Source organism: Aeromonas sp. QDB17 (genome assembly GCF_027705305.1).
Classification (GTDB): Bacteria; Pseudomonadota; Gammaproteobacteria; order Enterobacterales; family Aeromonadaceae; genus Aeromonas; species Aeromonas caviae.
In genome coordinates, this window is sequence record NZ_JAPDBP010000024.1 from 42,262 (window position 1) to 67,419 (window position 25,158).

At 61.4% G+C, this 25,158-nt stretch carries 29 protein-coding genes; 8 read left to right on the forward strand and 21 right to left on the reverse strand.

What is annotated here, in order from left to right; all coding sequences use genetic code 11:
- The first annotated feature begins 86 nt into the window (after positions 1-86).
- Positions 87-377 carry a YciI family protein gene (locus OKC41_RS17685; protein WP_234922222.1) on the forward strand — a complete coding sequence of 97 codons (291 nt, stop codon included), beginning with the start codon at positions 87-89 and terminating at the stop codon, positions 375-377.
- A 78-nt stretch (positions 378-455) separates the two neighbouring features.
- On the opposite strand, the gene OKC41_RS17690 is transcribed toward OKC41_RS17685, so the two are convergent.
- The 4 genes from OKC41_RS17690 to OKC41_RS17705 form a co-directional block, all read right to left on the reverse strand.
- Positions 456-659, reverse strand: a complete 204-nt coding sequence (locus tag OKC41_RS17690; RefSeq protein ID WP_005336871.1) for a CPXCG motif-containing cysteine-rich protein — start codon at positions 657-659, stop codon at positions 456-458.
- A 136-nt stretch (positions 660-795) separates the two neighbouring features.
- Positions 796-1,455: a hexitol phosphatase HxpB gene (gene hxpB, locus OKC41_RS17695; RefSeq protein WP_201894055.1), complete on the reverse strand. Its 660-nt coding sequence runs from the start codon at positions 1,453-1,455 to the stop codon at positions 796-798.
- 128 nt (positions 1,456-1,583) lie between these two features.
- Positions 1,584-2,762 (reverse strand): formate-dependent phosphoribosylglycinamide formyltransferase, encoded by a 1,179-nt coding sequence (gene purT, locus OKC41_RS17700; protein WP_270672232.1) that lies wholly within the window; start codon positions 2,760-2,762, stop codon positions 1,584-1,586.
- 73 nt (positions 2,763-2,835) lie between these two features.
- Positions 2,836-3,726: a DMT family transporter gene (locus tag OKC41_RS17705; RefSeq protein WP_041211382.1), complete on the reverse strand. Its 891-nt coding sequence runs from the start codon at positions 3,724-3,726 to the stop codon at positions 2,836-2,838.
- Positions 3,727-3,952: 226 nt separating this feature from the next.
- Between OKC41_RS17705 and OKC41_RS17710 the strand changes: the two genes are divergently transcribed.
- Positions 3,953-4,540 (forward strand): FMN-dependent NADH-azoreductase, encoded by a 588-nt coding sequence (locus OKC41_RS17710; RefSeq protein ID WP_010674635.1) that lies wholly within the window; start codon positions 3,953-3,955, stop codon positions 4,538-4,540.
- 91 nt (positions 4,541-4,631) lie between these two features.
- Here OKC41_RS17710 and OKC41_RS17715 read toward each other — a convergent pair whose 3' ends face one another.
- From OKC41_RS17715 to OKC41_RS17730, 4 genes are all read right to left on the reverse strand, one after another.
- Complete coding sequence (locus tag OKC41_RS17715; RefSeq protein ID WP_010674636.1) at positions 4,632-4,811, reverse strand: hypothetical protein; 180 nt, start codon at positions 4,809-4,811, stop codon at positions 4,632-4,634.
- Positions 4,812-4,972: 161 nt separating this feature from the next.
- Positions 4,973-5,161, reverse strand: a complete 189-nt coding sequence (locus OKC41_RS17720; RefSeq protein WP_043155974.1) for a DUF4250 domain-containing protein — start codon at positions 5,159-5,161, stop codon at positions 4,973-4,975.
- On the reverse strand, positions 5,158-5,628 hold the full coding sequence (locus tag OKC41_RS17725; RefSeq protein ID WP_010674639.1) for a MarR family winged helix-turn-helix transcriptional regulator: 471 nt from the start codon (positions 5,626-5,628) through the stop codon (positions 5,158-5,160). The genes OKC41_RS17720 and OKC41_RS17725 overlap by 4 nt, the downstream gene beginning before the upstream one ends.
- 150 nt (positions 5,629-5,778) lie before the next feature.
- Positions 5,779-7,011: a UPF0149 family protein gene (locus OKC41_RS17730; RefSeq protein ID WP_201894045.1), complete on the reverse strand. Its 1,233-nt coding sequence runs from the start codon at positions 7,009-7,011 to the stop codon at positions 5,779-5,781.
- A gap of 271 nt (positions 7,012-7,282) precedes the next feature.
- Here OKC41_RS17730 and OKC41_RS17735 point away from each other — a divergent pair, with 271 nt between their 5' ends.
- The gene (locus OKC41_RS17735) at positions 7,283-8,152 is read left to right on the forward strand and encodes a S1 RNA-binding domain-containing protein (RefSeq protein WP_042014378.1); all 870 of its coding nucleotides are present in this window, start codon (positions 7,283-7,285) and stop codon (positions 8,150-8,152) included.
- Between the two features lies 1 nt (position 8,153).
- On the forward strand, positions 8,154-8,465 hold the full coding sequence (locus tag OKC41_RS17740; RefSeq protein ID WP_039039099.1) for a DUF1289 domain-containing protein: 312 nt from the start codon (positions 8,154-8,156) through the stop codon (positions 8,463-8,465).
- 45 nt (positions 8,466-8,510) lie between these two features.
- Here the strand turns inward: OKC41_RS17740 and OKC41_RS17745 are convergent, their stop codons facing one another.
- The 6 genes from OKC41_RS17745 to minC form a co-directional block, all read right to left on the reverse strand.
- Positions 8,511-8,834 carry an HI1450 family dsDNA-mimic protein gene (locus tag OKC41_RS17745; protein ID WP_010674643.1) on the reverse strand — a complete coding sequence of 108 codons (324 nt, stop codon included), beginning with the start codon at positions 8,832-8,834 and terminating at the stop codon, positions 8,511-8,513.
- A 284-nt stretch (positions 8,835-9,118) separates the two neighbouring features.
- Positions 9,119-9,826: a monofunctional biosynthetic peptidoglycan transglycosylase gene (gene mtgA, locus OKC41_RS17750; RefSeq protein WP_080767838.1), complete on the reverse strand. Its 708-nt coding sequence runs from the start codon at positions 9,824-9,826 to the stop codon at positions 9,119-9,121.
- A 53-nt stretch (positions 9,827-9,879) separates the two neighbouring features.
- Entirely contained in the window at positions 9,880-10,206 is a 327-nt protein-coding gene (locus OKC41_RS17755) for an HI1450 family dsDNA-mimic protein (RefSeq protein ID WP_029314491.1), read from the reverse strand.
- A gap of 180 nt (positions 10,207-10,386) precedes the next feature.
- Entirely contained in the window at positions 10,387-10,656 is a 270-nt protein-coding gene (gene minE, locus OKC41_RS17760; RefSeq protein ID WP_010674646.1) for a cell division topological specificity factor MinE, read from the reverse strand.
- Positions 10,657-10,658: 2 nt separating this feature from the next.
- A complete protein-coding gene (gene minD, locus OKC41_RS17765; protein WP_010674647.1) occupies positions 10,659-11,471 on the reverse strand; it encodes a septum site-determining protein MinD in 813 nt (270 codons plus the stop codon).
- An 18-nt stretch (positions 11,472-11,489) separates the two neighbouring features.
- Positions 11,490-12,215, reverse strand: a complete 726-nt coding sequence (gene minC, locus OKC41_RS17770) for a septum site-determining protein MinC (RefSeq protein WP_039039101.1) — start codon at positions 12,213-12,215, stop codon at positions 11,490-11,492.
- 106 nt (positions 12,216-12,321) lie between these two features.
- Between minC and OKC41_RS17775 the strand changes: the two genes are divergently transcribed.
- Together OKC41_RS17775 and OKC41_RS17780 are read left to right on the forward strand one after the other, a co-directional pair.
- Positions 12,322-12,600 (forward strand): YcgL domain-containing protein, encoded by a 279-nt coding sequence (locus OKC41_RS17775; protein ID WP_039039102.1) that lies wholly within the window; start codon positions 12,322-12,324, stop codon positions 12,598-12,600.
- Positions 12,597-13,559, forward strand: a complete 963-nt coding sequence (locus OKC41_RS17780; RefSeq protein WP_042878927.1) for a lytic transglycosylase domain-containing protein — start codon at positions 12,597-12,599, stop codon at positions 13,557-13,559. The genes OKC41_RS17775 and OKC41_RS17780 overlap by 4 nt, the downstream gene beginning before the upstream one ends.
- 163 nt (positions 13,560-13,722) lie before the next feature.
- Here OKC41_RS17780 and OKC41_RS17785 read toward each other — a convergent pair whose 3' ends face one another.
- The 3 genes from OKC41_RS17785 to OKC41_RS17795 form a co-directional block, all read right to left on the reverse strand.
- Positions 13,723-15,093, reverse strand: a complete 1,371-nt coding sequence (locus OKC41_RS17785) for an L-serine ammonia-lyase (RefSeq protein WP_039039104.1) — start codon at positions 15,091-15,093, stop codon at positions 13,723-13,725.
- 284 nt (positions 15,094-15,377) lie between these two features.
- Positions 15,378-16,760 (reverse strand): L-serine ammonia-lyase, encoded by a 1,383-nt coding sequence (locus OKC41_RS17790; RefSeq protein WP_010674652.1) that lies wholly within the window; start codon positions 16,758-16,760, stop codon positions 15,378-15,380.
- Between the two features lie 156 nt (positions 16,761-16,916).
- Positions 16,917-17,201: a pyrimidine/purine nucleoside phosphorylase gene (locus OKC41_RS17795; RefSeq protein WP_010674653.1), complete on the reverse strand. Its 285-nt coding sequence runs from the start codon at positions 17,199-17,201 to the stop codon at positions 16,917-16,919.
- A 268-nt stretch (positions 17,202-17,469) separates the two neighbouring features.
- On the opposite strand from OKC41_RS17795, the gene OKC41_RS17800 reads away from it, so the two are divergent.
- Entirely contained in the window at positions 17,470-18,714 is a 1,245-nt protein-coding gene (locus OKC41_RS17800) for a dicarboxylate/amino acid:cation symporter (RefSeq protein WP_039039105.1), read from the forward strand.
- A gap of 108 nt (positions 18,715-18,822) precedes the next feature.
- Here the strand turns inward: OKC41_RS17800 and OKC41_RS17805 are convergent, their stop codons facing one another.
- Positions 18,823-19,221: a MerR family DNA-binding transcriptional regulator gene (locus tag OKC41_RS17805; RefSeq protein ID WP_010674655.1), complete on the reverse strand. Its 399-nt coding sequence runs from the start codon at positions 19,219-19,221 to the stop codon at positions 18,823-18,825.
- Between the two features lie 132 nt (positions 19,222-19,353).
- On the opposite strand from OKC41_RS17805, the gene OKC41_RS17810 reads away from it, so the two are divergent.
- Positions 19,354-20,517 (forward strand): acetyl-CoA C-acyltransferase, encoded by a 1,164-nt coding sequence (locus tag OKC41_RS17810; protein WP_042878929.1) that lies wholly within the window; start codon positions 19,354-19,356, stop codon positions 20,515-20,517.
- 61 nt (positions 20,518-20,578) lie between these two features.
- Here the strand turns inward: OKC41_RS17810 and OKC41_RS17815 are convergent, their stop codons facing one another.
- From OKC41_RS17815 to OKC41_RS17825, 3 genes are all read right to left on the reverse strand, one after another.
- A complete protein-coding gene (locus OKC41_RS17815; protein WP_042878931.1) occupies positions 20,579-21,820 on the reverse strand; it encodes an EAL and HDOD domain-containing protein in 1,242 nt (413 codons plus the stop codon).
- 116 nt (positions 21,821-21,936) lie between these two features.
- Positions 21,937-23,193: an outer membrane protein transport protein gene (locus tag OKC41_RS17820; protein ID WP_042878933.1), complete on the reverse strand. Its 1,257-nt coding sequence runs from the start codon at positions 23,191-23,193 to the stop codon at positions 21,937-21,939.
- 251 nt (positions 23,194-23,444) lie between these two features.
- Positions 23,445-24,716: an outer membrane protein transport protein gene (locus OKC41_RS17825; protein WP_039039109.1), complete on the reverse strand. Its 1,272-nt coding sequence runs from the start codon at positions 24,714-24,716 to the stop codon at positions 23,445-23,447.
- Positions 24,717-25,158 lie beyond the last annotated feature (442 nt).

Sequence of the window (25,158 nt, forward strand, 5' to 3'; positions counted from 1 at the left end):
TCCAGGGTACGAAGAGGAGGGCGGCATCACGGGAAAGGCGCCCTCTTGTGGAAGAGGCGCCGCCCCAGAGCCTTGGAGACTTCCCTATGTTTGTCGTGACATTGACTTATGTGAAACTGCTGGCGGAGATCGATGCCCTGATCCCGACCCACATTGCGTGGCTGGAGCGGCAGTATGCCGCAGGCCATTTTCTGGCATCCGGGCGTCGGGTACCCCGAGCCGGGGGCGTCATACTGGCGCAGGGCGTGAGCCGAGACGCCCTGGAGGCGATGCTGGCAGAGGATCCCTTCAAGCAGGCAGAGGTGGCCGATTATCAGGTAGTGGAGTTTGTTCCGACCATGACGTCGGCGAAGGCGGCGTGCTTGAGGGAGGCGTGATCCAGCCTGACGATGGCACCAGAACAAACGGGACCCACAGGGTCCCGTTTGTTTTTGTCTGTGCCTGGACAGGGGGATTCAAAACAGCTGCTCGTCGTCGGCATCCACGAAGAGTTGCAGGCAGTCGCGAGCTTCATCCCGGTGCAGCCGCAGGTGAATGGGGTTGCAGCAGGCCATGCAATCTTCGTAGAACTCCTGATCCCCCTGGCTGGCATCCAGCTCGACCCGGGTGTGGTGGCCGCAGTGGGGGCAGACGATACGCTTGCTGGTGTACTCGATCATGGTGACCTCCTCGGGCCCGTGGGCCGTCTCTGTGCTCCTGCTGATTCTAGTCGCCACAAGGCGGCGCAACCGCGAGCAAGCGCACGTTTATGAGCGGGCTCAAGGGAGGCAGGAGGTCAGTCCGCCAGGGTGTTGCCTACTTGACCCAGCCGGCCAGCATCTCTGCGTTCAGCTCGACAAGAGAGCGCAGCTCGTGGTTGGCGATGGCCAGACGGGGATCGCCGACCAGCGCCGGGTCCGGCACGATCAGCGCCGTCATGGAGGCTGCCTTGGCCGCCAGCAGGCCGGTGAAGCTGTCCTCGATGGCGAGACAGTGCACAGGCTCGACGCCGAGCTTCTCGGCGGCGTGGATATAGACATCCGGGTGGGGTTTGCCAAAGCGCTCCACCTCGGCGGAGTGGACCGCCATGAAACGGTCCTGGATGCCGAGTTTGCCGAGCACCGCCTCGACCATGGCAAACGGGGAGGAGGTGGCGAGCCCGATCTTGAGCCCTTGGGCCTCGATGAGGTCGAGCGCTTCCAGCACCCCGGCCTTGGGTTGTCCCTCTTGCAGGATGAGCGCGATCACCTGATCCAGAATGCGCTGTACCACCTCTTCCTGGCTGGGGCTGCTCCAGGGGCGGATCCGGTACCAGTGGGCCACCAGCTGATCGATGCGCACCCCTATGGTGGAGTTGCAGTCCTCCTCGGTGTGGAAGTGGCCCAGTTCGGCGAAGACGGCCATCTGTGCCCGTTGCCAGAAGGGTTCCGAGTCGATCAGAACACCATCCATATCGAAGATCACGGCAGTTAACATCTTGTACTCCTGACATAGGTGAAGGGGGGATTATAAGCCCGGTGCTTCAATGGGAAAGGGGCAGTCACCTGCCCCTTGCGCCGGATCACGCAGATAAACGTTTGTTTTTACGTGGTAAAGCGGATTGCCTAGAAGAGTACCTCGACCCGGGCTGCCACCGTTTTGGCCTGCTCCACGGCTTCCTGGCAATCCTGCCCACGGGCGAGCGCCACCCCGAGGCGACGACGACCTGCGATCTCCGGCTTGCCAAAGAGACGCAGCTGGGCACCGGGCACCAGGGCCAGTGCCTCGCCAATCCCTTGATAGCGGATATCCTGGCTGTGGCCTTCCCGCAGCAGCACGGCAGAGGCGCTCGGGCCGTACTGGGTGATGGTGCCGACGGGCAGCCCCAGGATGGCGCGCACGTGCAGGGCGAACTCGGAGAGATCCTGGGAGATCAGGGTCACCATGCCGGTGTCGTGGGGGCGGGGGGAGACTTCGCTGAACCACACCTCGTCACCCCTGATGAAGAGCTCGACCCCGAACAGACCGTAGCCGCCAAGGGCTTCGACCACCTTGGCCGCCACCTCCTTGGCGCGGGCCAGGGCCAGCTCGCTCATGGCCTGGGGCTGCCAGGATTCGCGGTAGTCGCCATCCTCCTGACGATGGCCGATAGGCTCGCAGAAGTGGATGCCATCGACGGCGCGCACCGTGAGCAGGGTGATCTCGTACTCGAAAGGAACGAAGCCTTCGACAATCACCTTGCCACGACCGGCACGGCCCCCCTCCTGGGCATAGGTCCAGCTTTCATCCAGCCTGGCGAGATCGCGCAGCAGGCTCTGCCCCTTGCCGGAGGAGCTCATCACCGGTTTGACCACGCAGGGGAGGCCGATGGCCTCGACGGCTGCCACAAACTCCTCCTTGCTCTGGGCAAAGCGGTAGGCAGAGGTGGGCAGCCCCAGGGTTTCGGCGGCGAGGCGACGGATCCCCTCCCGGTTCATGGTGAGCTGGGTGGCGCGGGCATTGGGCACCACCTTGACCCCTTCCTGCTCGAGGGCGGCCAGGGTGTCGGTGGCGATGGCTTCAATCTCGGGGATGATGAGGTCGGGCTTGACCTCGGCCACCAGGGCGCGCAGGGCGGCGCCATCCAGCATGTCCAGCACGCGGGCCTGGTGGGCCACCTGCATGGCGGGGGCGTTGGCATAGCGGTCGGCGGCGATCACCTCGATACCGAGCCGCTGCAGCTCGATGGCGACCTCCTTGCCGAGTTCGCCTGATCCCAGCAGCAGGGCGCGGGTCGCAGTGGGGCGGGTGGCGGTTCCAAACATCTGATCTCTCCTGAGGTCGGTGGTCAGCAGGGCTGATCCGGGTGAGCAAAAAAAGAGGCACGCATGGCGTACCTCAGGAAGTGGGTGGGTGGGCGCGCTGCTCCAGATGGGTGAGCAGGGTGATGGCGCCGATGATGATGGCCGCCCCCAGCCACAAGCGACCGGGGGGGGCCCAGCCAAATACCAGCCAGCCGGCCAGCACGTTCATGGGCAGCTTGGCAAAATCAAAAGGTTGCACGAAGGAGGCCTCCGCCACGCTGTAGGCGCGGGCGATGGACATCTGGGCCAGTGCCGACAGTACGCCCGAGGCGGCCACCAGCAGCCACTGGGTTTCGCTCGGCCACTGCCATTCAGGGATTGCCAGCATGGCGTTGAACGGGGTGCTGAAGACGAGCAGGTAGACGACGATAGTGTGGGACGACTCGCTGGCCGCCTGATAGCGCACCAGCAAGGAGTAGCCTGCCCAGAAGAGGGCGGCCGCCACCGGCAGCAGGGAGGCCAGGGTGAAGTCGTCTGTCCAGGGTGCCAGGATCAGCATGGCGCCCACAAACCCCGCCAGGGTGGCCAGGATGCGGGCCCGGCTCACCTGCTCTTTGAGAAAGAGGGCTGATCCCAGGGTGGCAAACAGGGGGGAGGTCATCAAGAGCGCGATCCCCTGCCAGATGGGGACGGGGACCGCCAGGGCCCAGAGCCAGAACTGGATGCCGGTCACCGCCAGGGCGACCCGCAGCAGGTGCAGGCGCAGCTGGTTCGTCATCAGGGACTGGCGCAGACCGTGGCGCACCAGCCAGGGCAGCAGGCAGACCAGGGCGATCAGATATTGGTGAAAGGCGACCTGGGTCGAGGGGAGGCCGAGCGTGAAGCTGACATACTGGCTCAGGCTGTTGACGGCGGCGAAGCAGAGGCCTGCCACCATCATCCAGACGGCGCCGGCAAAGGGGGAGTGCCTGCGGGAGGAGGTCATGAGATCCGGATCACGTACAAAAAGTGCGGCGGATCATAACGGCAATCGTTTGTCATGCCAAGGGTGTGGAGTTCGATGAGCCCCTCTCTGCCGAGGAAACGCACAGGCATCAAATTTTTTGAATGACTTGAGCATCTATTTTCGCTATCAGGCTTTAATGCCAGTCTTTATAGTGACCTCCATCGACAGCCTGGCTGTTCAATTGACAATCAAATGGAGTTTCACCATGGCCAATATCCTCGTTCTGAAGTCCAGCATCCTGGGCCAGTATTCCCAATCCAACGCCCTGATCGACGGCTACCTGGCCGAGCGCCAGGGTGACACCATCCAGGTACGCGATCTGGCGACCCTGAACCTGCCGGTGCTGGACGGCGAGCTGGCCATGGGCCTGCGTGGTGGCGAGAACCTGAACGAGCGTCAGCAAGCGGTGCTGGCCCAGTCCGACGAGCTGGTCGCCGAGCTCAAGGCGAGCGATCTGGTGATCATCGCGGCCCCCATGTACAACTTCAACATCCCGACCCAGCTGAAAAACTGGATCGATCTGGTGGCCCGTGCCGGCGTGACCTTCCGTTACACCGAGACCGGTCCGGTCGGCCTGGTGGAGAACACCCGCGCCCTGGTGGTCAGCCCCCGTGGCGGCATGCACGTGGGCAATGCCACCGACCTGGTGACCCCCTACATGCGTACCGTGCTGGGCTTCATCGGCATCACCGAAGTGGACTTCATCTATGCCGAAGGCATGGGCATGGGTCCGGAGGCGCAAGCCAAGGGGATCGAGCAGGCCAAGGAGCAGCTGGAAACTCTGGCTTACTGATGCGACTCGGGGCCTCCCCAGTATCCTGAAACAACAACGCAGCCCTCGGGCTGCGTTGTTGTTTTTGGGCAGTCATCGCGCTCTGGCGTCGTTATTCGCGCAGGAAGTGGCGGCAGCCGCTGCCGACCATCAGAAAGACCGCCACCAGGGAGGCCAGCAGCAGGGTGGTGAGCCACTGCTCGGCGCTGTTGGGGACCTGGGGGAGGAAGAGGCTGATCACCAGCAATGTGCAGAGGGTGATCAGGCTGGTTGGTCGAATGAGGCGCATCATGGGTCATCCTTGGCTGCGGGTGGTGAACGAGAGGCTAACCGCGGTCTGTGACAACAAGATGTATCCATACCTCTTGCGAACATCAACGGACCGGGTAGCCACCACCTTAGCAGCTTTTGCCGACGGAGCCAGCGGCATGGGTCGGGTTGTGATCCGGATCCCTATCTGAACTGCTTCTGATCTTCCTGATAGTGGAAATCGCCGCTGGCCAGCCTGGCGACCAGGGCCTCCTTGTCGAGATCCTGCGCCCGGCAAAGATCATCGAGATCCTCGTAGTGATCACGCAGCTGCATGTTGACCAGGCTCAGCAGCATGTTGACATCCATGGTGGCAAAGTTGTTCAGCTTCATGAGGGTTGCTCGTTGTCCAGCAGGTGAAGTTGTTCGATGGCATCGCTGACGCTCTGCAGGTGCAGGCGAATGCTCTGACGCGCCTCGGCCGGCAGATAGTCGGTGAGGGTGTGCTGCCAGCTTCCCGCCTCCGTCTTGAGCTGCTGGAACAGGGTGAGCCCCGCCGGGGTGAAGGAGACCAGGCTGATGCGCTTGTCCTGCACGCTGTTCTCGGTGAACAGGATGCCTTTCTCCACCAGACGATGGATCTCGCGGGAGATCCGTACCTTGTCCATGCCGCTCGCCTCCACCAGCTCCTTCTGGCTGATGGGGTAGTGGGGGCCGAGCACCATCATCAGGCGCCACTGGGGCACGGTGAGTTGGTACCGCTGCTGATAAAACTGTTCAAAGGTATCGCGCACCATCTCAGCGGCGTGAACCAGCTGATAAGGAGGGTAGTGCGCGAGCAGCTCAATGATCTTCGACATATGACATCCTGCTGTGGCGGCTGCATCGGGTGCAGTTTCTCTTGATACTTTGGCCTTGATGATACGTAACACAGGGGCATTTGTCTGACCAGTCACCAGAAAAATGTGCGTTTGCGCACGTGTTCTGTCATCGAATCGGCAATTGGGGTCTCAACTGGCCTGCTTGCCCACACTCTTTCGCAGCCATATCAAGGCGTTGTGGGTCAGCCAGGCCTCGCGACTCTGCAAGGCGTAGAGCGCCGCCTCGTCACGGCTGCCTCCCTGCCAGCGGCGAGGCTCCTGCTTGGGCAAGCGGCGCTGGCCCAGCAAAGTGGCGGGCACATGGGGATTGACCCTCATTGCCGCCGCCAGATGAGGGCGCGCCGCCGTTTCCCCTTCGCAGACAAAGCTCATCAAGGCCTTGTTGTAGAGCAGCCAGCAGGAGGCTTCATCAAAGCGCACCAGCAGTTGTTGCAGGGCATCCCACTCTCCTTGCCAGGCATAGAGGGTGGAGAGGGGGTGGCGGCAAGCGGGCTCGTCGGCGCGGCAGAGTGCGAGCAGGGCCAGGTACTCATCCCGAGCCTGCCCAAGCTGCCCAAGTCGCAGCAGGCAATCGGCTCGACCGGCCCTGGCCGCGATCAGAGGGCGTGCCTCGGGGACCTGCCAGCCATGGCCCGCGTGGGCTTGCCAGAATGCCTCATCGAACAGGAGGTTGGCATCGGCAATGATGCGCTCGAACCAGCCAAGGCGAGGGAGGGGATCGCGGCTCTCTGCCGCCAGCTCGAACCACTGCTGCCACTGGCGAGTCTGCTCGTTGTCCAGGGACGGGCTCTCTTCAGGCTCGGCCTCGTAGTGATCCTGGCCGAGCAGTAGGTTGAGGGCCGTCTTCATCTGCTGGCGTTGACGCTTGCAAAAATCGAGGAAGGGGAGCTCGCTGGCCGCAGCCTGGTGCAGCATCATGGCCATGGGCTTGTCGCGAAACAGGCAGAGCTCGGCCACCAGGCTGAAGCGATGGCGGGTCGCCGGATCGTTCAGGTCGGTCGGCGCCGGCCAGCAGGCCACCCCCTGACTGAAGCCATAGCTCCATTGGCCCAGAGGATGGCGCTTGTCAAACACCTGCTCCGGGTTGTCGGTAGAGAGGCGACACTGGCTCGGCAGGGCCAGCTGCGCGTCGTCGGCCTGAGCTTCCAGCTCGGCGATCAGGTGATGCAGCGCCTCGGCACTCTTCTCGTCCAGCGCGGCATCATGAGGCAGCAGGCCGGCCAGCGGATCTTGCCAGTCGGGGGCAACGGGCCCCGTCAGACGGGCGCACAGGAAGCCGTGCAGGGCGGGGTAACTCATCTCCTGCTGGCTGTGGGTCTGGATCCATTGATTGAGATGACGGGTACGAGTGGCTGGGTTCATCGACGCTTCCTCTGGATTTGACGGCCGCGAAGTCTACCTAAAAGTGGGGTTATTTGCAGCAAAGGGGGAACTGAATGCTGCTAATATCGTCAATCTGGCCACCCGGGAGCGGGAAAAGAGGTCAGACACAGGGGGGAGGGGCTAGGTCCTGCTGCCGCTCTGGGGTAACATGCGCGCCTGCATGACATAAATCGGCCCCGTCCTCTCTCATCCGACGGCGGCGATGCACCTCTATATGACGGGTCTTCCATGAGATGGGCCCATCCGGATATTGAAAGAAGAGATCACCATGTTACAGATTGGCAAGATGAACACCCTGACCGTCGTCGAGATCGAGGAGCGCGGCGCCTGGCTGGCGGCGGGGGAATACGGCGAGCTGCTGCTGCCCAGGCGCCAGTTGCCGGAAGGCGTCGCCGAGGAGAGCGAGGTGTCCGTCTTCCTCTATCTGGATGCGGATTGCGAGCCGGTGATCACCACCGACAAGCCCTTCGCCATGGTGGGGGACATCGTCGGTCTCAAGGTGGTCAACGCCAACAAGATTGGTGCCTTCCTCGACTGGGGCATGAAGAAAGATCTCTTCGTACCAAGCCGCGAGCAGAACAAGCCGATGCAGGTGGGCCATGTCTATCTGGTGCATCTGATGCTGGACAACGAAGGGCGCATGGTCGGCACCAGCCGTCTGGAGCGCTTCCTGCGCATCGACCCTCCTTTCAAGAGCGGTGACGAGGTGACGGTGCTGCCGGGGGAACACACCCCCCTTGGCATCAAGGCCGTGGTCAATGGCCAGTACGCCGGCATGCTGTTCAAGAACGAGGTGTTCGGCCGCGTGATGACGGGCCGACCGCTGACCGCCTGGGTCAAGCAGGTGCGCGAAGATGGCAAGCTGGACCTGACCCTGCAAAAGCCGGGACTGGCCCGGATGGATGACGCCGGTGCGCGCATCCTGCTGCGCCTGCAAAAGCAGGGGGGCAGCCTTGCTGTGGGAGACAAAAGCGATCCTGACGTCATCTACAAGATGTTCAGCATGAGCAAGGGCACCTTCAAGAAAGCGATCGGCGGCCTCTACAAGCAGGGCAAGATCGTCATCGAGGAGCACAGCATCCGCCTCGTGGGCTCCGACACGCCAGCAGGGGACGAATAAGTTGCCGAGTCCCTGCATCGGTGACTGCCGGGCCAAAGAGGGGCTCTGCCTCGGTTGTGGCCGCACCCTGACCGAGATAGGCCAGTGGTCCACCATGGACAGCGAGGCCCAACTGGCCCGCATGGCCGAGCTCGATGGCTCTAAGAGCACCCATGCCTGCCCGGGCTGCGGCGAGCCGGCGTTCTGCGCCGTGTCGGCGGGGGAACCCATCGAGCGCTGTTGGTGCAACCAGCTTCCCGCCTTGCCCATGAGCGATGCCAGCGCCTGCTGGTGTCGCCGCTGTCTGGCCAAGGCCATCGCGGCACGCCCCTGACTCGGGCAGCGCAAAAAACGAAAAAGGCGCCTGGGGCGCCTTTTCTTATGCCTGTTGCTGGCGGTGCCAGCGGATATGCACGTCGTGCTCGCTCTGATCCCGGGGGAGCAGGAAGGTGGCGTAGATCACCTCGAACTCGTCCTGATGATCCAGCAAGCCGACCCAGACCTCGGCCCAACGTGCCATGTCAACCGGCTCGCCGAGTTCGGTTGACCAGTCGGCATTGGGCAGGGTTGCCTCCACCGCGCCACGTTGCTCGAACTCGAGGGTGATGTCGACGATTTGTTCGGGGGCCAGCATGTCGGCGGCCTGCTCCAGAAACTGATCATAGGCCCACTCGACCAGCTGATCCGGGCTACGTTGTTCCATGAAATCACTCCAGATACGTCCAGGTTCGCCACTTTAACAAGTATTGGGATGGGCAGCCAGCCCGGGGGCGGTGACGCCGTGCTGTCAAATGGCGGGATCAGGGGATAAGGTTAACAGAGCCGCCAGCAGGGGCGGCGTGACGGGGCGGCCTGGCAAGATGAAGCGACGACAGTACAGAAGGCAGATCAAGCGGCGGCGCGAAACCTGGTGGTGGCACTATCTGCCCCTTCATCGGGAAACCGTCGGCGGCCATCTGGGGCCCGCCTCTGATCCGCAGGATGGCGCTACTCTGTGCCGTGGACCCGGTTCAGGGTGACTTGCCCGAGTTGACCCATCTGACGACGGATCCAGGCCGAGCGCTGCTGCACATAGGGTGAGGGGGGCTTGACCCGATAACGCCAGGGATTGGGCAGGGCGGCGGCGAGCAGGGAGGCCTCGTAGCGGGTGAGGCGTATCGCCGGTTTGCCGAAGTAGTGCCTGGCGGCCGCCTCGGCGCCATAGATGCCGGGTCCGAACTCCACGATGTTGAGATACACCTCGAGAATGCGGGACTTGTCCCAGCCCAGCTCCATCAACAGGGTGAACCAGGCCTCTATCCCCTTGCGCAGGAAGCTGCGATCGCTCCACATGAAGAGGTTCTTGGCGGTCTGCTGGCTGAGGGTGCTGGCACCGCGCACCCGCCCGCTTTGCTGGTTGTGCCTGAGGGCCGAGCTGATGGCATCCATGTCAAAACCGTGATGTTCGGCAAAGCGCTGATCCTCGGCGGCGATCACCGCCAGTTGCAGCTCCCGGGAAATCTGCTCAAGCGGCACCCAGTCGTGCTTCACCTCGGCCACCTTGGCAGGGGGAAACAGGGCGCGTTCGAGGCGCCAGGTCCACATGGGGGGGTCGATGAAGCGCAGCAGCGCGACCGAGACGATGGTGCTCGCAAAGGCGGCCAGCAGCAGCTTGCCGAGCCAGCCCAGCAGTCGCCGTCTGCGTGAAGGCCTCACGGGCGCGGGCCCGCCGTCCCAGTCATAGTGGCCAGGATCATCGGGATCCGGAATTATTGGGGCAGCCATTCGATGTGGCAGAACTTCTCGTCAACGCGGCGGGAGAGCAGCATGCGGGCAAACAGGTGCTCGTACTCTTCTTGTTCGTTGCCAAGACCGACCCAGATCTCGGCATAGTCGGCGTCGCTCACCTCAAACCCCACGTCAGCCGCCCAGTCGTCGGCGGGATCGGTCTCCGCCAGCAGGCCGCGGTCGTTGAACTCCTGATTGAAGCGGACGATCTCCTGCTCGGGCAGGTTGTCGGAGGCCAGCTCCATGAAGAGTTCGAGGGCGGTGTCGAGCAGTTCCTCGACGCTGTGCATTTCGTCATTCAAAGACATAAAAGCCGTGTTCCAGATAAGGGGAGAGGGAAAGTCCGTCGGCAGCGCCTCGGGGTGCGCGGTATTCTAGCTGGCCCTGATGCCCTTGGCGAGATGCCGGGACGCCAGGCATTAAAAAACCGGATCCTGGGAAAGGATCCGGTCTTCATTGGGGGAAGGGGTCGCGCATGGTGCGTCAGCTCATCCCTTCTTCTGGTCGTCGGCGAAGGTGATGTTGAGCTCCAGCACCGACAACTCGTCACTCTTCTGATCAAGCTGGACGGTGATCTTGTCCGGGTCGATCTGCACGTATTTGCGGATCACGTCGAGGATGTCCTGCTTGAGCTGGGGCAGGTAATCCGGCCCCCCTCTGGATGAACGCTCGTGAGCCACGATGATCTGCAACCGCTCTTTGGCCAGTTGTGCGGTGTTCTGTTTCTTGTTGGAACGAAAATAATCCAATAATGACATGCTTAACTCCCGAACAGTCGGCTAAAGAAGCCCTTCTTCTCTTCTTCCAGAAAACGGAAATCCTTGGTGTCACCCAGCAGACGGGCGACGGCGTCCTCGTAGGCCTGACCGGCATCGGACTCCTTGTCCAGAATGACCGGCTCGCCGGAGTTGGAGGCGCGCAGCACCGCCTGGGACTCCGGGATCACCCCGAGCAGTTTGATGGCCAGGATCTCCTGTACGTCCTGCACGCTCAGCATGTCGCCGCGGTTGACGCGGGTCGGGCAGTAGCGGGTCAGCAGCAGGTGCTCCTTGATGGGATCCTCACCGCGCTCGGCACGGCGGGACTTGGAGGCCAAGATACCGAGGATGCGATCCGAGTCACGCACGGAAGAGACTTCCGGGTTGGTGGTGACGATGGCCTCGTCGGCGAAATAGAGCGCCATCAGGGCGCCGGATTCGATACCGGCGGGGGAGTCGCAGACGATGTAGTCAAACTGCATCTCTGCCAGCTGATCCAGGATCTTCTCCACCCCTTCACGGGTCAGGGCATCCTTGTCCCGGGTCTGGGAGGCGGGCAGGATGAACAGGTTTTCGCAACGCTTGTCCTTGATGAGGGCCTGGTTGAGGTTGGCTTCCCCGTTGATGACGTTGACGAAGTCATAGACCACGCGCCGCTCGCAACCCATGATGAGGTCCAGGTTTCTCAGACCAATGTCAAAATCGATGACCACGGTCTTGTGGCCACGCTGGGCCAGACCGGTGCTCAGTGCCGCGCTGGTTGTCGTCTTGCCAACGCCACCCTTGCCCGATGTAACGACTATGATTCGCGCCATTCTCGCTTCCTTGTAACTCTATTTGATTCGGTCTATACGAAGTTGTTCATTGTCGAGCCGGATATGGACCGGCTCTTGTATCACGCCTGCAGGCAATGCATCGCTGAGCTGGAAGGTGCCCGCGATGGAGAGCAGCTCGGCCTGCAATTGCTGGCAATAAATGCGGGCCTTGGGATTGCCCTTGGCCCCTGCGATGGCTCGGCCACGCAGGGCACCATAAACATGGATGCTGTCATCGGCGATGACTTCGGCGCCAGGGCTCACCGAGCCCAGCACCACCAGCGAGGTGCCGGCTGCATAGATCTGCTGACCGGAGCGCACCGGGCCCACGTGGACCTTGCTTGCCTCCACGGGCGCTGGCACCGGAGGAACCGGTGCGGCCTCCACTGGCTTGGGCTCAGGCACTGGCGGCGTCGGTTCAGGCTCTGCCTTGCGGCTCTTGCCTGACACCATGACGGCGAGGCCTGCCGCCTTGGCGGCCGTCTTCATCGCCTCGTCCCGCGCCCCCGTGATCCCGACCAGCACGAAGTCTTCCGACTCGACCAGCTCCCTGAGCTGTTCGAAATCGGGGATCGCCTCGAGGCGTTCCACATTGAGGACGAGGGGGGCACAATTAAAAAACTGGGGGGCCTGCGCGACCTTGGCCTCCAGCAGTTGTCGGATCCGGGCCGGATTGCCATCGCTGAGATGCAACACAGAAATAGTGAAGGTGGTCCCTTTCAATTCGTTATCGCGTTCAACCATGAATCTTCCCCGAACCGAGACGGTAATACGTTATTGTTATTCAATTCCTGATGTTATAGTTTGCCACCACCAGAGGCAATAAACCCGTCGGATTATATCAATTTCCATGTTGTGTGCAGTCTATAAAAGTCGCAAAAAAGCCGAGACCTATCTCTTTATTGAACGAAGAGAGGACTTTTCCCGCGTTCCCGAGGTGCTGATGAGTACCTTCGGGCGTCCCGAACTGGTCCTGATGACCAAACTGGACCCGGCCAAGCCCCTGGGGCTGGCCTCCACGGAGCGGGTGATGGCCGCCCTGAAGAGCCAGGGCTTTTATCTGCAGGTGCCACCGCCACCGGAAAACCTGCTGGAGCAGCACAAGGCGCAATTAAAGGACGCACGATGAGGGCGGGGCGGCTGGCACTGCTGTTGTCAGGCGCCCTGTCGGGATCGCCGGTGCAGGCCGGCCCCGATTTTGACCAGTACGTGGCGAGCCTCAAAGAGCAGGCGCTGGCGGCGGGCATGTTGCCCGAGACGGTGAGTGCGGCCTTTGCGGATGTACATCTTGTTGATGCTGCCATCAGGCACGACAAAAATCAGCCGGAATTCAAACTGACCCTGGACACATATATTCCCCGGGCGGTGCCGGAATGGAAAGTCAAGCAAGCCCAAACCTTATATCGCCAGCATTTGCCGCTGCTCACAAAAATAGGCAGGGAATATGGGGTTCAACCCCGCTTTATTGTTGCCTTGTGGGGAATTGAAACCAATTTCGGCAAAATAACCGGCCATTATCCCCTTATCTCTTCTCTCTCGACCCTGGCCTGGGACGGTCGCCGTGAAGCCTTCTTCAAAGGCGAGTTGTTCGATGCCCTGCGCATTCTGGAGCAGGGACATGTGAACCCCGCCAACTTCAAGGGATCCTGGGCGGGGGCCATGGGACAGGTGCAGTTCATGCCCTCGTCATTCCTGCAATACGCGGTGGATCAGGACGGGGACGGCAAGAAGGATCTCTGGGGCAATCTGGCGGATGTATTTGGATCGGCTGCCAATTATCTGAGCCAGAACGGCTGGCGTGAAGACCAGACCTGGGGACGGCGGGTGAGGGTGCCCGAGGCGCTCGATCCGGCGCTGCTGGGGCTTGAGATCCGCAAGCCGCTGTCGGCCTGGCAGGCGCTCGGGGTGCGGCAACTGGACGGCTCCCCCCTGCCTGCGGTCGACATGCAGGCCTCCCTCATCCGCCCCGACGATATTCACGGGCGAAGCTACCTGGCCTATGACAATTACCGGGTACTGCGTCACTGGAATCGCTCCCCCTATTTCGTGGTGGCCGTCGGTACCCTGGCCGATCGCATCGTGAAATAGCTCTCCCCCGTTCTCCTGTCACGGCGAACGGGTGGAGGTGATATGCCCGTCTCTTTTTATCCCTTGTCGGCCTCCCTTTATCCACGAACGCTGCCCTTTAAATCGCGACTAAAAAAAAAAGCGGGAATATATCCCGCTTTTTTCATGTCATCGCGACTCGGCGTTAGTCGCATGCAACCTGCATCACCTTGATGGCCAGGCCACCGCGGGAGGTCTCGCGGTACTTGGAGTCCATGTCCTTGCCGGTGATGTACATGGTCTCGATCACCTTGTCCAGCGACACACGCGGCTTGGAGGTGCGACGCAGGGCCATGCGGGAGGCGTTGACCGCCTTCATGGCGGCGATGGCATTGCGCTCGATGCAGGGCACCTGTACCTGGCCGGCCACCGGGTCGCAGGTCAGACCCAGGTTGTGTTCCATGCCGATCTCGGCGGCTTCACAGACATGCTCGGGGCTGCCGCCCATCAGCTCGGTCAGGCCGGCGGCGGCCATGGAGCAGGAGACGCCCACTTCACCCTGGCAGCCCACTTCGGCGCCGGAGATGGACGCGTTCATCTTGTAGAGCATGCCGACGGCGGCAGCGGCCAGATAGAAGCGGGTGTACTCGTCGCGGCCCACCGGCTGGATGAACTTGTCGTAGTAGGCCAGCACGGCGGGGATGATGCCGGCGGCGCCGTTGGTCGGTGCGGTGACGACGCGGCCACCGGCGGCGTTCTCTTCACTCACCGCCAGGGCGAACATGTTGACCCAGTCCACGATGTTCATGGGATCATTGGAGAGGTTCTCGTTGGTGGTCAGCTGGCGGTAGAGCGGGGCGGCGCGGCGCGGTACGCGCAGCGGGCCGGAGAGGACGCCCTCGGTGCGGCAGCCGCGCTCGATCCCTTCCCGCATGGTGGTCCAGATCTTGCCGAGCTTCTTGTAGATCTCTTCCGGGGTGTTGAAGCACTTCTCGTTTTCCATCATCAGGGCGGAGATGGAGAGACCACTCTGGCTGCAGTGGGCGATGAGCTCGGCGGCACTCTTGAAGGGATAGCTGACGGACATGTCGCCGCTGTCACCCTTGCCAAAGTTCTCTTCGTCGACGATGAAGCCACCGCCGATGGAGTAGTAGGTCTTGCTGTAGACGGCGTCATCTTCGATGAAGGCGGTCAGCCTCATGCCGTTTTCGTGCAGGGGCAGGGCCTCGTCATGGAAGATCATGGCGCCCTTGGGGAAGCTGACGGTGTGGCAGTGCAGGCCGATGGGCAGACGACCGGTCTGCTCCACGCGGGAGATGAATTCGGGGATGGCGTCGATGTCGACGTTCTCCGGCAGGTTGCCCGCCAGACCCATGATGATGGCGGTATCCGTGTGGTGGCCTTTGCCGGTCCAGGAGAGTGAGCCATAGACATCGACCTGGATCCGGGTGATGTCACGGATCTTGCCGCCAGCACGCAGTTCATCCACGAACTGTTTGGCTGCCTTCATGGGGCCGACAGTGTGGGAAGAGGAGGGGCCAACACCGATTTTGAAGATATCAAAAACGCTGATCATGTAACAATTACCTCAGGGTAGAAGGGGGCGCCATGCCCACTCGCAGAAAAGGGATCCATGGGACGGGTCTGTCGTCACAAAGGCCAGGGAACCGGATAACCACAGTGTAACGGTTCAATGCCTAAAAAAAGTTGAAACAGATCTATTTTTGTTGAATTCGTGGCGCGAGTATAAAATTTATTTTGATGGTTATCCATTTTGTTAAGCGCCAGACAAACGTTTTGCAAAAAAATACCCGGCGATGCCGGGTATTCGAGTGCCATATGCGGCTTTATCACAGAGGCTTAACACTCGGTGATGTTGACGGCAAGGCCGCCCCGGGCGGTCTCCTTGTACTTGGTCTTCATGTCGTTGCCGGTTTCCCACATGGTTCTGATCACCTTGTCCAGCGACACCTTGTGCTCGCCGGTGCCGCGCAGGGCGAGGCGGGCGGCATTGATCGCCTTGACTGCGCCCATGGCGTTGCGCTCGATGCAGGGCACCTGCACCAGGCCACCGACGGGATCGCAGGTCAGCCCGAGATTGTGCTCCATGCCGATCTCGGCGGCGTTCTCGACGATGGCGGGGCTGGCACCCAGCAGCTCGGCCAGGGCACCAGCGGCCATGGAGCAGGCCACGCCGACCTCGCCCTGACAGCCGACCTCGGCCCCCGAGAGGGAGGCATTCTTCTTGTAGAGGATGCCGATGGCGGCGGCAGTGAGGAAGTACTGCATCAGCAGCTCGTCATCCACCTTGCGCACGAAGCGATCGTAATAGTGCAACACGGCGGGGATGATGCCGGCGGCGCCGTTGGTCGGCGCCGTCACCACGCGGCCTCCGGCGGCGTTCTCCTCGTTGACGGCCAGCGCAAAGAGGTCCACCCACTCCATCACCATCAGCGGATCCTTGTTGAAATTGGTTTCGCCACAGAGCTGGCGATAGAGGGCGGGAGCCCGACGCTTGACCTTGAGGCCGCCTGGCAGCACCCCCTCGCTCTTGCAGCCACGCTCCACACACCCCTGCATCGCCTGCCAGATCTTGCGAAGCCCGGCCTTGATCTCCGCTTCCGAGCGAAACACCTTCTCGTTGGCCAACATCAGCCCCGAGATGGAGAGGCCGCTCTCCTGGCACTGGGCCAGCAGTTCGGCGCCGCTCTCGAAGGGATAGGGGATGGGGTGGGCGGCATCGAAGCGGGCCGCCTCTTCCCGGGCGTTGGCGAAGTGACTCTCCTCGATGATGAAACCGCCCCCGATGGAGTAGTAGGTCTGCTCGAACACAAGGGTGTCACCCTCATAGGCGCGCAATGTCATGCCGTTGGAGTGGGCGGGAAGGGTTTTGCGCCGGTTGAAGAGGATGGCGCCGATGCGAGGAAATTCGCTGGGTTGCTCGCCGCCCAGGCAGAGGGTCTGGGTCTGCTCTACCTGGGCGAGGAAGGCGGGAATGGCCTCGATGTCCACGGATTCGGGTTCAAATCCGGCCAATCCCAGGATGATGGCCTTGCCGGTGCCGTGCCCCTTGCCGGTCTGGCCCAGTGAGCCGTAGCACTCGACGACAACGCGTCCGGTACGGGAGAGGAGTGCGTTCGCTTTGAGGGTCTGGATGAAGGCGCAGGCGGCCCGCATCGGTCCCACGGTATGGGAGGAGGAGGGGCCTATCCCGATGGAAAACATGTCGAAGACACTGATCATGACGTACTCCAATTATGGATTTCGTCTAAACATTGTAAATTTTTTGTAGTCGTTGAAAAGGGGGGAAATGGCGGGGTGTGATGGCGGTAGGGAAATGGGCGCGGGATAGACGCGCCATGGGGGAGCCGCTCGGCATCCCATGGCGCCCGTGATACATCAGTCGAGGAACTCGCACAGATAGGCGGAGGCGATCTTCACTTCCAGCTTGAAGGAGGAGTGACCGGCCACGTCGAAGGATTCCCCCTGCTGGTAGGTGTGCCACTCATCTTCGTCGGCCAACTGGATGGTGAGGGCGCCCTTGATCACCGTCATGCGCTCCGGGGCGGCGGTATTGAACAGGTACTCGCCCGCTTCCATCACACCAACGGTAGCTTTCTCGCCTTTTTGCTCGAAACCGATGGATTTAACATTTCCGTCAAAATACTCGTTAACTTTCAGCATCTTTTCTTCCCTGTATGCACGTTTGCAGAGCCAACGTAGCACACTGTTTTGGATGTTGTCATGGTAAAAGGAGCAAAAACAGCCGTGTCTCTTTTGAGGCTTTACTTTCTCATAAAGTTATCAATGCATTTCGTTAACGGATTCTGATGTAAAACGGGGCGCAAATATGAGATAAAGCGCACCGCCAGAGCAATGGAGAGGATTTGACGCTCTGGGTGGTCATTTACGCTGTAAAAGTGTGAGTAATTGCTAAATAAAGGAACATTCTGTGTTAACAAAAGGATTAATCAAAAACATCGGCTTCCAGGTAGTGGTGGCCATGGTGCTGGGCGCGCTGGTCGGGGCGCTCATGGGAGAGCAAGCCACGGTGTTTGCGCCGCTCGGCACCCTGTTTATCCAGCTGATCAAGATGCTGGTGATCCCGCTGGTAGCGGTGGCCATCCTGTCCGGGGCCGCCAACCTGGGGGCCAGCCCCGCTGCTGGCAAGATTGGCGTCACCACGCTCGCCTTCTTCCTCGTCACCTCCGCACTGGCGGTGTTCCTGGCGTTGGTGATGGGTCAGGTGTTCAAACCCGGTGTGGGTGTTGACTTTGGCGCCACCGCGGCCATGTTCTCCGGCGACTACGCCGACAAGGGGGCACTGCCCGATGCAGTGGCCACCCTGCTCGGCATGATCCCGACCAACGTGTTCAGCGCCTTGAACGAGGCCAACATCCTGCAGATCCTGGTGTTCTGCATGTTCCTCGGCATCGCCCTGGCCAAGCAGCCCCGCGAGCGCGCCAAGCCGCTGGTGGATGGGCTCAACACCCTGGTGGACGCCTTCGTCTGGATGATCAACAAGGTGATGCTGATCGCCCCCATCGGCGTCTTCGGCCTGATGGCCGACGCCATCGGCACCTACGGCTTCGACGTGCTGACCCTGGTGCTCAAGCTGTTCGTCGTCTATGTCGCCGCCATCCTCATCTTCGGCTTCGTGGTCTATCCGCTGCTGATCGCGTTCTTCTCCAACACGCCGGTACGCAAGTACTTCTCCGCGATGAAGAAACCGCAGATCGTGGCCTTCTCCACCGCCTCTTCCATGGCGACCCTGCCGGTTAACATGGAGACCTGCGAGCGCGATCTGAAGGTGACCAACGCCACCGCTTCCTTCGTGCTGCCGCTGGGCGCCACCATCAACATGAGCGGCAACGCCATCTATTACGGCCTGGTCGCCATCTTCTTCGCCCAGGTCTACAACATCGATCTCTCCATGGGTGCCTGGGCGGCGATCATCGTCACCTCCACCCTCGGTGCCATCGGTCAGGCCGGTGTGCCTGGCCCGAGCTTCCTGGTGGTGGCCGTGCTGCTGGCGGCCGGGATCCCCATCGAGGGTCTGCCGCTGCTGTTCGCGCTGGATCGTCTGTTCGACATGATCCGCACCGCGCTCAACATCACCGGTGATGCGGCCTGCGCCATCATCGTCGATCGCTACAGCCCGGATTACGATCCGAACCGCTGGAGCAAGGAGGCCTGATATCGGGTCGTCCACCGTGCATGACAAGAGGGAGGCTTCAAGCCTCCCTCTTTCATTTGTGTCTATTTGCTGGCGGTGTTCCCCGCTTGCCTCGCCCGTCTGCGTGACTCAGGGGGAGAGGTGTGCCAGGGCCTGGCGGCAGCGCTGCTCGGCCGCCTCCAGCTCCAACAGGACCATCTGGATATCTTCCAGCTGCTGCTGCAGGGTCTCCCGCTTGTCGGCCACCAGCCCCAGCATGGTCTGCAACTGGGAGCGGCTGCTCTTGTCCGCATCGTAGAGATCGAACAGCTCCCGGATCTCTGCGAGGCTGAAGCCCAGACGCTTGCCACGCAGGGTCAGCTTGAGCCGCACCCTGTCCTGACGGCTGTAGATCCTGTGCTGTCCCTGGCGGGTCGGGTTGAGCAGGCCCTGATCCTCGTAGAAGCGGATGCTGCGGGTGGTCACATCAAACTCGCGAGCCAGCTCGCTGATGCTGAAGGTGCGGGTGTCGTCCCTGGATTTGGTCATGGGGCTGTCTTGGCTGCCATCTGGTTGTCAATGCAGGCTGGCACCTTACCCAAACGTCAACTTCCCCGCAAGTCTTGTTCCCGTCGCGGCCACGGCATATGTTATCCCGATGTAACAAGGAGAGTGCTATCGATGGATATCGTGATTGTGGCGGCCAAACGTACCCCCATGGGGGCCTTCCAGGGGGCCTTGAGCGGGCTCGGTGCCCCCGAGCTTGGCGCCTGCGCCATCCGCGCCGCGCTGGCGCAGGCCGGGATGACGGGGGAGCAGGTCAATGAGGTCTATATGGGCAACGTGCTGAGCGCAGGGGTCGGCCAGGCGCCAGCCCGCCAGGCGGCGCTCAAGGGGGGGCTGCCGGACAGCGTGCCCTGCACCACCATCAACAAGGTGTGCGGCTCCGGCATGAAGGCGGTGATGCTGGCGGCGGACAGCCTGCGCCTGGGGGAGGCCGAGGTCGTGGTGGCGGGGGGTATGGAGAGCATGAGCCGCGCCCCCTATCTGCTGGACAAGGCGCGCAGCGGTTTTCGCATGGGGCATCAGAGCGTGCTCGATCACATGTTCCTGGACGGCTTGCAGGATGCCTACGAAGGCCATCTGATGGGTCATTACGCCCAGTTGAGTGCCGATCGCAGCGGACTGACCCGGGCCGACATGGATGCCTTTGCCATCGCCTCCCTGGAGCGGGCGCTGACGGCGCAGCGCAGCGGTGCCTTCGGGGCCGAGCTGGCGCCCGTGATGGCCGGGGACACCCTGCTGCTGGCGGACGACGAGCAACCGGGGAAGGCCAGGCCCGACAAGATACCGACCCTGAAACCGGCCTTCAGCAAGACGGGCACCATCACGGCGGCCAATGCAAGTTCCATCTCGGACGGGGCGGCAGCTCTGGTGCTGATGCGGGGCGAGACCGCTGCCCGGCTCGGATTGCCGGTGCTGGCCAGGGTAGTGGGTTACCAGAGTCACGCGGCCTTGCCGGCGGAGTTTACCAGTGCCCCCGTCGGCGCCATCGACAAGTTGCTGGCACGGGTGGGCTGGTCGGTGGAGGAGGTGGACCTGTTCGAGGTCAACGAGGCATTCGCCATGGTGAGCATGCTGGCCATGGCAGGGTGCGGCATCCCCCATCACAAGTTGAACGTGAACGGCGGGGCCTGTGCGCTGGGGCACCCTCTTGGCGCCAGTGGCGCCCGCATCCTGGTGACCCTGATCCATGCCCTGCGTGCCCGCGGGCTCAGACGAGGGGTGGCGAGCCTGTGCATCGGGGGAGGGGAGGCAACGGCCATCGCCATCGAGGCAGGCTGAATGCGTGGGTGAGATTGCTGCGGGTTGATGACATGACAACGTCCCTTCAAGAGGGACGTTGTCATGTCTGGCGGGAGTGGACCGGTTGCTCTTCCATGGCCTGAAGCTGCTGGTTGACCCAGGCGGTGGCGCTCAGATAGAGGTGGCTGACTTTCTCTTCGTTGAGGCCGAGCCGGACGGTGTTGGCGGCGACCCGCTGCCAGTCGGCTTTCTCGAAATCTTCACAGAACGCCAGGTAGAACCCGAGCTTGCCCTTGCGGGTGAGCAGGGCGGCACGAATGTCGTCGGTCAGGGGAATGGAGCCGAGCAGCTGATCCAGCGGTTCTCCCATGAGCACGTCCAGCAGGGAGAAGAGGCCGGTGACAAAGGCTTGCTGTGCCTGCTCTGCGGGCGCATGGGTCTGGGCCAGCAGTTCGCAGAACCGGGCTCTGATGAGGGACATCTGGTGGAGTTCGGCACTCTTTTCACTCCCCGCACTGGTGGCGGCGATCAGGGCGACGAAGCGCTTGAGCTGGGCGTGCCCCAGGGAACTTGCGGCCTGGCGAAACGAGGCGATGGGTTGTGGGAAGCGCTTGAGGTGGTTGATGTAGCGCAGCAGCTTGAGAGAGAGGGTGAGATCCTGATTGAGCAGTTGCTCAATCTTGTCCAGATCCGGTTCGGTCTGATTGACCACCTCGAGCAGTTGCATCACCACCAGCTGGGCCGGTGGTATGGTGGGCTGTTGCACCATCTGAGGGCGGCTGAAGAAAAATCCCTGGAACAGGGTGACGCCGAGCTGCTTCATCCGCTCGAACTCGGCCTGATCCTCGACTTTCTCGGCCAGATAGGTGAGGGGCAGGTGGCGATGATTCGCCATGAAGTGCTCGATGCAGGGTTGCGGCGTGCTGCGCAGGTCGAACTTGATGATATGGATGTAGGGGAGGAACCTGTCCCAGTCTGAGACCATGGTGAAGTCATCCAGCGCCAACCGATAGCCCAGCCCATAGAGCTGGATCACTTTCTCCAGCAGCGCATCGTCGGGCTCGGCATCCTCCAGGATCTCGATCACCACCTTGTCACGGGGGAGGCACTCGGCCAATCCGTCCAGCAACAGGGAGTGGGGGAAATTGATGTAGCAGGGGTGATCCCCGATGAGCTGATCGATGTTCTGCTGCAAGAACTGCTCGGCAACCAGCCTGGAAGTGGCCTGCTGTGCGGAGACGGAGGGAAATACATTGTCCAGGCTGTCGCGAAACAGCAGCTCATAGGCTTGGGTGTTCAACTCCCGATCCAGAATGGGCTGCCTTGCTACATAGGAATACATGCATCTCTCCACCATGGTTACAGGCTTGATTCTATGGTGAAGCGGATCACTATGCCAGTGCCGACCGGTCGGGAAGGTCAACAACTGGCATACTATTTGTCAGGAAACCCGGGGTGTCAGAACAGGTAGTTGAGCTGCAGGCCGGCGAGCCAGGCATCCCCTTCCGAGGTGCCATTGAAAGTGGAGGTGGTCTGGGGGATGCCCGGCCTGAGCTGCATAGTTTCGCTCACGTCCACCTTCTTGCCGTCGATCAGGGTCAGCCCCAGATCCAGCGAGAGGTGGCGGTCAATCTGATAGCCCACGCCGGCGCTGTACCAGACCCGATCCGAGTCGGGGATGGAGATGGTGCGGCGATCCGCCGGGACCGGGCTGCGGTCGTAGGCGATACCGGAGCGCAATTGCCACTGGGGGGCCAGCTGGTAGGTCATCCCCAGGGCATAGCGCCAACTGTCTTCCCAGTGCTCCTCCTTGATGTGCATGGTGCCGTGGTGGTCGAGCTCGGATTCGAGCTGCACGAATTTGCTCCAGTTGGTCCAGTTGATGCTCGAATGCAGCGCCAGGGCCGGGGTGAGTTGATGGAACAGAGCCAGCTCGGCGGTGGCGGGCAAGGGCAGATCCAGGCTGCCAGTATCGGTGAAGGGCTGGCCCCTTTGATCGATGCCGATGGCGTCACCGGAGAGGGTCAGGGTTACGTCGTGGCGATAGGAGAGACCGATGCGGGTTGCCTGCGACAACTCAAGCAGGGTGCCCAGGTTCCAGCCCATGGCCCAGCCATCCCCTTTCAGGTGCTTGGCTATCTGGTTGTTGGAGGGGAAGGTGCCACCCACTTCCCCTTCCCCCTGAATGGCGGAGAGACCGGCCCCGACGGACCAGACGCGGTTGATGCGATAGGCCAGGGAGGCCCCCAGATCCACTGTCTTGATGTCGGAGACGTTGCCGAAGTGACCGGCGTTGTAGTTGTCCGGCATCTTGACCCCGAGTCCGTAATAGGAGGTGGCGGCAAGCCCGAGGCGCCATTGCTCGCTGAGGGGCACGATGAGATAGGCGTTGGGCACCCAGGCGTCACCCGCAATGTCGTGGGCTCCGGCATCCAGACTGACCGGCCCCTGAGTGGTAGGCACCCGGGTGGTGCCCTCGATGTTGACGTCGGGGTGCACGTGGATAACGCCGCCGGAGAAGGCCAGGGTATCGAACCGGGTCATGGCGGCGGCATTGCGGGAGAGCACGCTGGCATTGTCGGCGATGGCGGCCTCACCCGCGAAGGCACGCCCCATGCCGGTGGCGGATTGCTCCGCGAGCTGGAAGCCGGCAGCCTGCACCTGGCTCGACAGCAGCAAGAGGGCTATAAGGGAGGGTTTGAACGTCGGATGCATGGTCTTTCCTCGGGATGAACTGGGTGTTCATTCTGTTATTCGGTTGGGGCCGGGATTTTATATGGTATGACCAGCAAGGCAACGGGGAGAGGGGAACGTGGGGCAAAACGGGATTAAATGCTGAAAGAAATACCCATAACAGATTGATAAAAAAAGAAAAGAGTACAGTTGTTTACTACAGCTGTGCGCTCAGATAACGAAATTGGATAAAAAAAGAGCGCCCTGGGGCGCTCTCGATGATGACATGAAAATCAGAATTTCATGTTGAACTGGGCGGAAGCCAGCAGGGCGTTGCCGTGGGAGGTGCCCTTCCAGCGCAGCGCATCGCTGTGGTTGCGCAGGCCTTCGTTCACGTCCACTTCCTTGCCGTCCAGATAGGCCATGCCGAAGTCGAGGCTCATGTCCGGATTGATGTGGTAGGTGGCACCGGCGCTGTACCAGATACGGTCGGAGTCAGGAATGCTCAGGCTGCGGTATTCCGGCTCGATGGGGCTGTTGTCGTAGGCGAAGCCGATACGGGCTTCCCAGGACGGGTTGACGTACCAGGTACCGCCCAGGGCGTAACGGGCAGAGTCCTTGAACTTCTCGTCTTTTTGCAGGCACACGCCGCCGGCGCAGTTGCTGCTGGTGGCCTTGAGCTCCTGGAAGGCGCTCCAGTCGGTCCAGTTCACGGAGTAGTGGACAGCGAATTGCTGGTTCAGGCGGTGGTAGCCTGCGAACTCGGCCTGGGCCGGCAGATCCAGCTTCAGGTTGCCATCGACGACGCGGTTGCCGGAGGTGGCGCCCTGGAAGTCGCCGTCAAAGCTCAAGTCCACCTGGGAGCGGTAGGTCAGGGCGAGACGGTTGTTTTCGTTGATCTCGTACAGGGTGCCGACGTTCCAGCCAAAGCCCCAGGTGTCGCCCTTCAGGTGAGCCAGACGGGTATCGGAGTTGGCGCCCGGAATGGCGGCGGAAAGCGCACCGGCATAACGGTTCAGCTCGGCGGCGGCGTAGACGGCATTGATGCCGGCACCGACGCTGAAGCTGGAGTTGATGCGATAGGCGATGTTGGGGTTGATGTTGAAGGTCAGCAGCTCGGTGTCACCGGCGCCGGCACCGGCCGCGAAGGTCTTGGAATATTCGGTGGAGAGGCCGTAGTTGGAGAAGAGGCCGATCCCCCAGGCCCACTGATCATTCAGGGGCTGGATGAAGTAGGTGGCCGGCACGAAGGCATCGGGGGCGATGTCGCTCTCGCTGGACGGAGCCAGCTTGGTGGGGCCGGCATAGATGTCGCCAGCCACATCCACGTCGGGCTTGATATAGGTGCCGGATACAGACAGTGCCATCTTGTCGAAGGTGGTCATGGCCGCCGGGTTACGGGACAGCACGGCCGCGTTGTCGGCGATGGCTGCTTCACCTGCGTAGGCGCGACCCAGACCGGAGGCCGAGTGCTCGTTCAGCTGGAACGCGGCGGCGAAGGTCTGGGTGCTGGCCAGGGTCACGGCCGCAGCGATCAGGCTTTTCTTGAAAAAGGCAGTTGTCATAGTGTTCTCTCTTTGTAAGCAGATTTTCTGTCGACATCGCGGCTCTTTGGCGGCTATTGACGACATGATCTGTTGTTATGTCAGCTTCTTCCCATTCATTGCTGGCGTGATTCTATGGATCTGGTAGGAGGTAAGAAATCAGACCAGTGACAGCAGAATACATAAAAGTTTCCATTGTGTTAATCATTTGTTTTAACTTGCCGTTTTATTAGGCTGATTTATCTATTATTGGATAAATAAAGCACAAATGGTGCCGTTTGCGTCATTTAAAATAAATAGTAAAAATGTGACTTCGCGCGGGCAATGGGCGGGAACATGCGGGGATGTGGGGATGAACAGGCAGACAATGAGGATGTCTGCCTGTGATACCAATCAGATTAAAGATGTGATCTAATTGCTCTATTCTGGTTTCACTGTACTCAGTATGTCCGATCCAATCGAT

Coding starts and splice junctions, on each gene's coding strand:
- OKC41_RS17685 (WP_234922222.1), top strand. CDS start 87: ATGTTTGTCGTGACATTGACTTATGTGAAACTGCTGGCGGAGATCGAT.
- OKC41_RS17690 (WP_005336871.1), bottom strand. CDS start 659: ATGATCGAGTACACCAGCAAGCGTATCGTCTGCCCCCACTGCGGCCAC.
- hxpB (WP_201894055.1), bottom strand. CDS start 1,455: ATGTTAACTGCCGTGATCTTCGATATGGATGGTGTTCTGATCGACTCG.
- purT (WP_270672232.1), bottom strand. CDS start 2,762: ATGTTTGGAACCGCCACCCGCCCCACTGCGACCCGCGCCCTGCTGCTG.
- OKC41_RS17705 (WP_041211382.1), bottom strand. CDS start 3,726: ATGACCTCCTCCCGCAGGCACTCCCCCTTTGCCGGCGCCGTCTGGATG.
- OKC41_RS17710 (WP_010674635.1), top strand. CDS start 3,953: ATGGCCAATATCCTCGTTCTGAAGTCCAGCATCCTGGGCCAGTATTCC.
- OKC41_RS17715 (WP_010674636.1), bottom strand. CDS start 4,811: ATGATGCGCCTCATTCGACCAACCAGCCTGATCACCCTCTGCACATTG.
- OKC41_RS17720 (WP_043155974.1), bottom strand. CDS start 5,161: ATGAAGCTGAACAACTTTGCCACCATGGATGTCAACATGCTGCTGAGC.
- OKC41_RS17725 (WP_010674639.1), bottom strand. CDS start 5,628: ATGTCGAAGATCATTGAGCTGCTCGCGCACTACCCTCCTTATCAGCTG.
- OKC41_RS17730 (WP_201894045.1), bottom strand. CDS start 7,011: ATGAACCCAGCCACTCGTACCCGTCATCTCAATCAATGGATCCAGACC.
- OKC41_RS17745 (WP_010674643.1), bottom strand. CDS start 8,834: ATGGAACAACGTAGCCCGGATCAGCTGGTCGAGTGGGCCTATGATCAG.
- OKC41_RS17755 (WP_029314491.1), bottom strand. CDS start 10,206: ATGTCTTTGAATGACGAAATGCACAGCGTCGAGGAACTGCTCGACACC.
- minE (WP_010674646.1), bottom strand. CDS start 10,656: ATGTCATTATTGGATTATTTTCGTTCCAACAAGAAACAGAACACCGCA.
- minD (WP_010674647.1), bottom strand. CDS start 11,471: ATGGCGCGAATCATAGTCGTTACATCGGGCAAGGGTGGCGTTGGCAAG.
- minC (WP_039039101.1), bottom strand. CDS start 12,215: ATGGTTGAACGCGATAACGAATTGAAAGGGACCACCTTCACTATTTCT.
- OKC41_RS17775 (WP_039039102.1), top strand. CDS start 12,322: ATGTTGTGTGCAGTCTATAAAAGTCGCAAAAAAGCCGAGACCTATCTC.
- OKC41_RS17780 (WP_042878927.1), top strand. CDS start 12,597: ATGAGGGCGGGGCGGCTGGCACTGCTGTTGTCAGGCGCCCTGTCGGGA.
- OKC41_RS17785 (WP_039039104.1), bottom strand. CDS start 15,093: ATGATCAGCGTTTTTGATATCTTCAAAATCGGTGTTGGCCCCTCCTCT.
- OKC41_RS17790 (WP_010674652.1), bottom strand. CDS start 16,760: ATGATCAGTGTCTTCGACATGTTTTCCATCGGGATAGGCCCCTCCTCC.
- OKC41_RS17795 (WP_010674653.1), bottom strand. CDS start 17,201: ATGCTGAAAGTTAACGAGTATTTTGACGGAAATGTTAAATCCATCGGT.
- OKC41_RS17805 (WP_010674655.1), bottom strand. CDS start 19,221: ATGACCAAATCCAGGGACGACACCCGCACCTTCAGCATCAGCGAGCTG.
- OKC41_RS17810 (WP_042878929.1), top strand. CDS start 19,354: ATGGATATCGTGATTGTGGCGGCCAAACGTACCCCCATGGGGGCCTTC.
- OKC41_RS17815 (WP_042878931.1), bottom strand. CDS start 21,820: ATGTATTCCTATGTAGCAAGGCAGCCCATTCTGGATCGGGAGTTGAAC.
- OKC41_RS17820 (WP_042878933.1), bottom strand. CDS start 23,193: ATGCATCCGACGTTCAAACCCTCCCTTATAGCCCTCTTGCTGCTGTCG.
- OKC41_RS17825 (WP_039039109.1), bottom strand. CDS start 24,716: ATGACAACTGCCTTTTTCAAGAAAAGCCTGATCGCTGCGGCCGTGACC.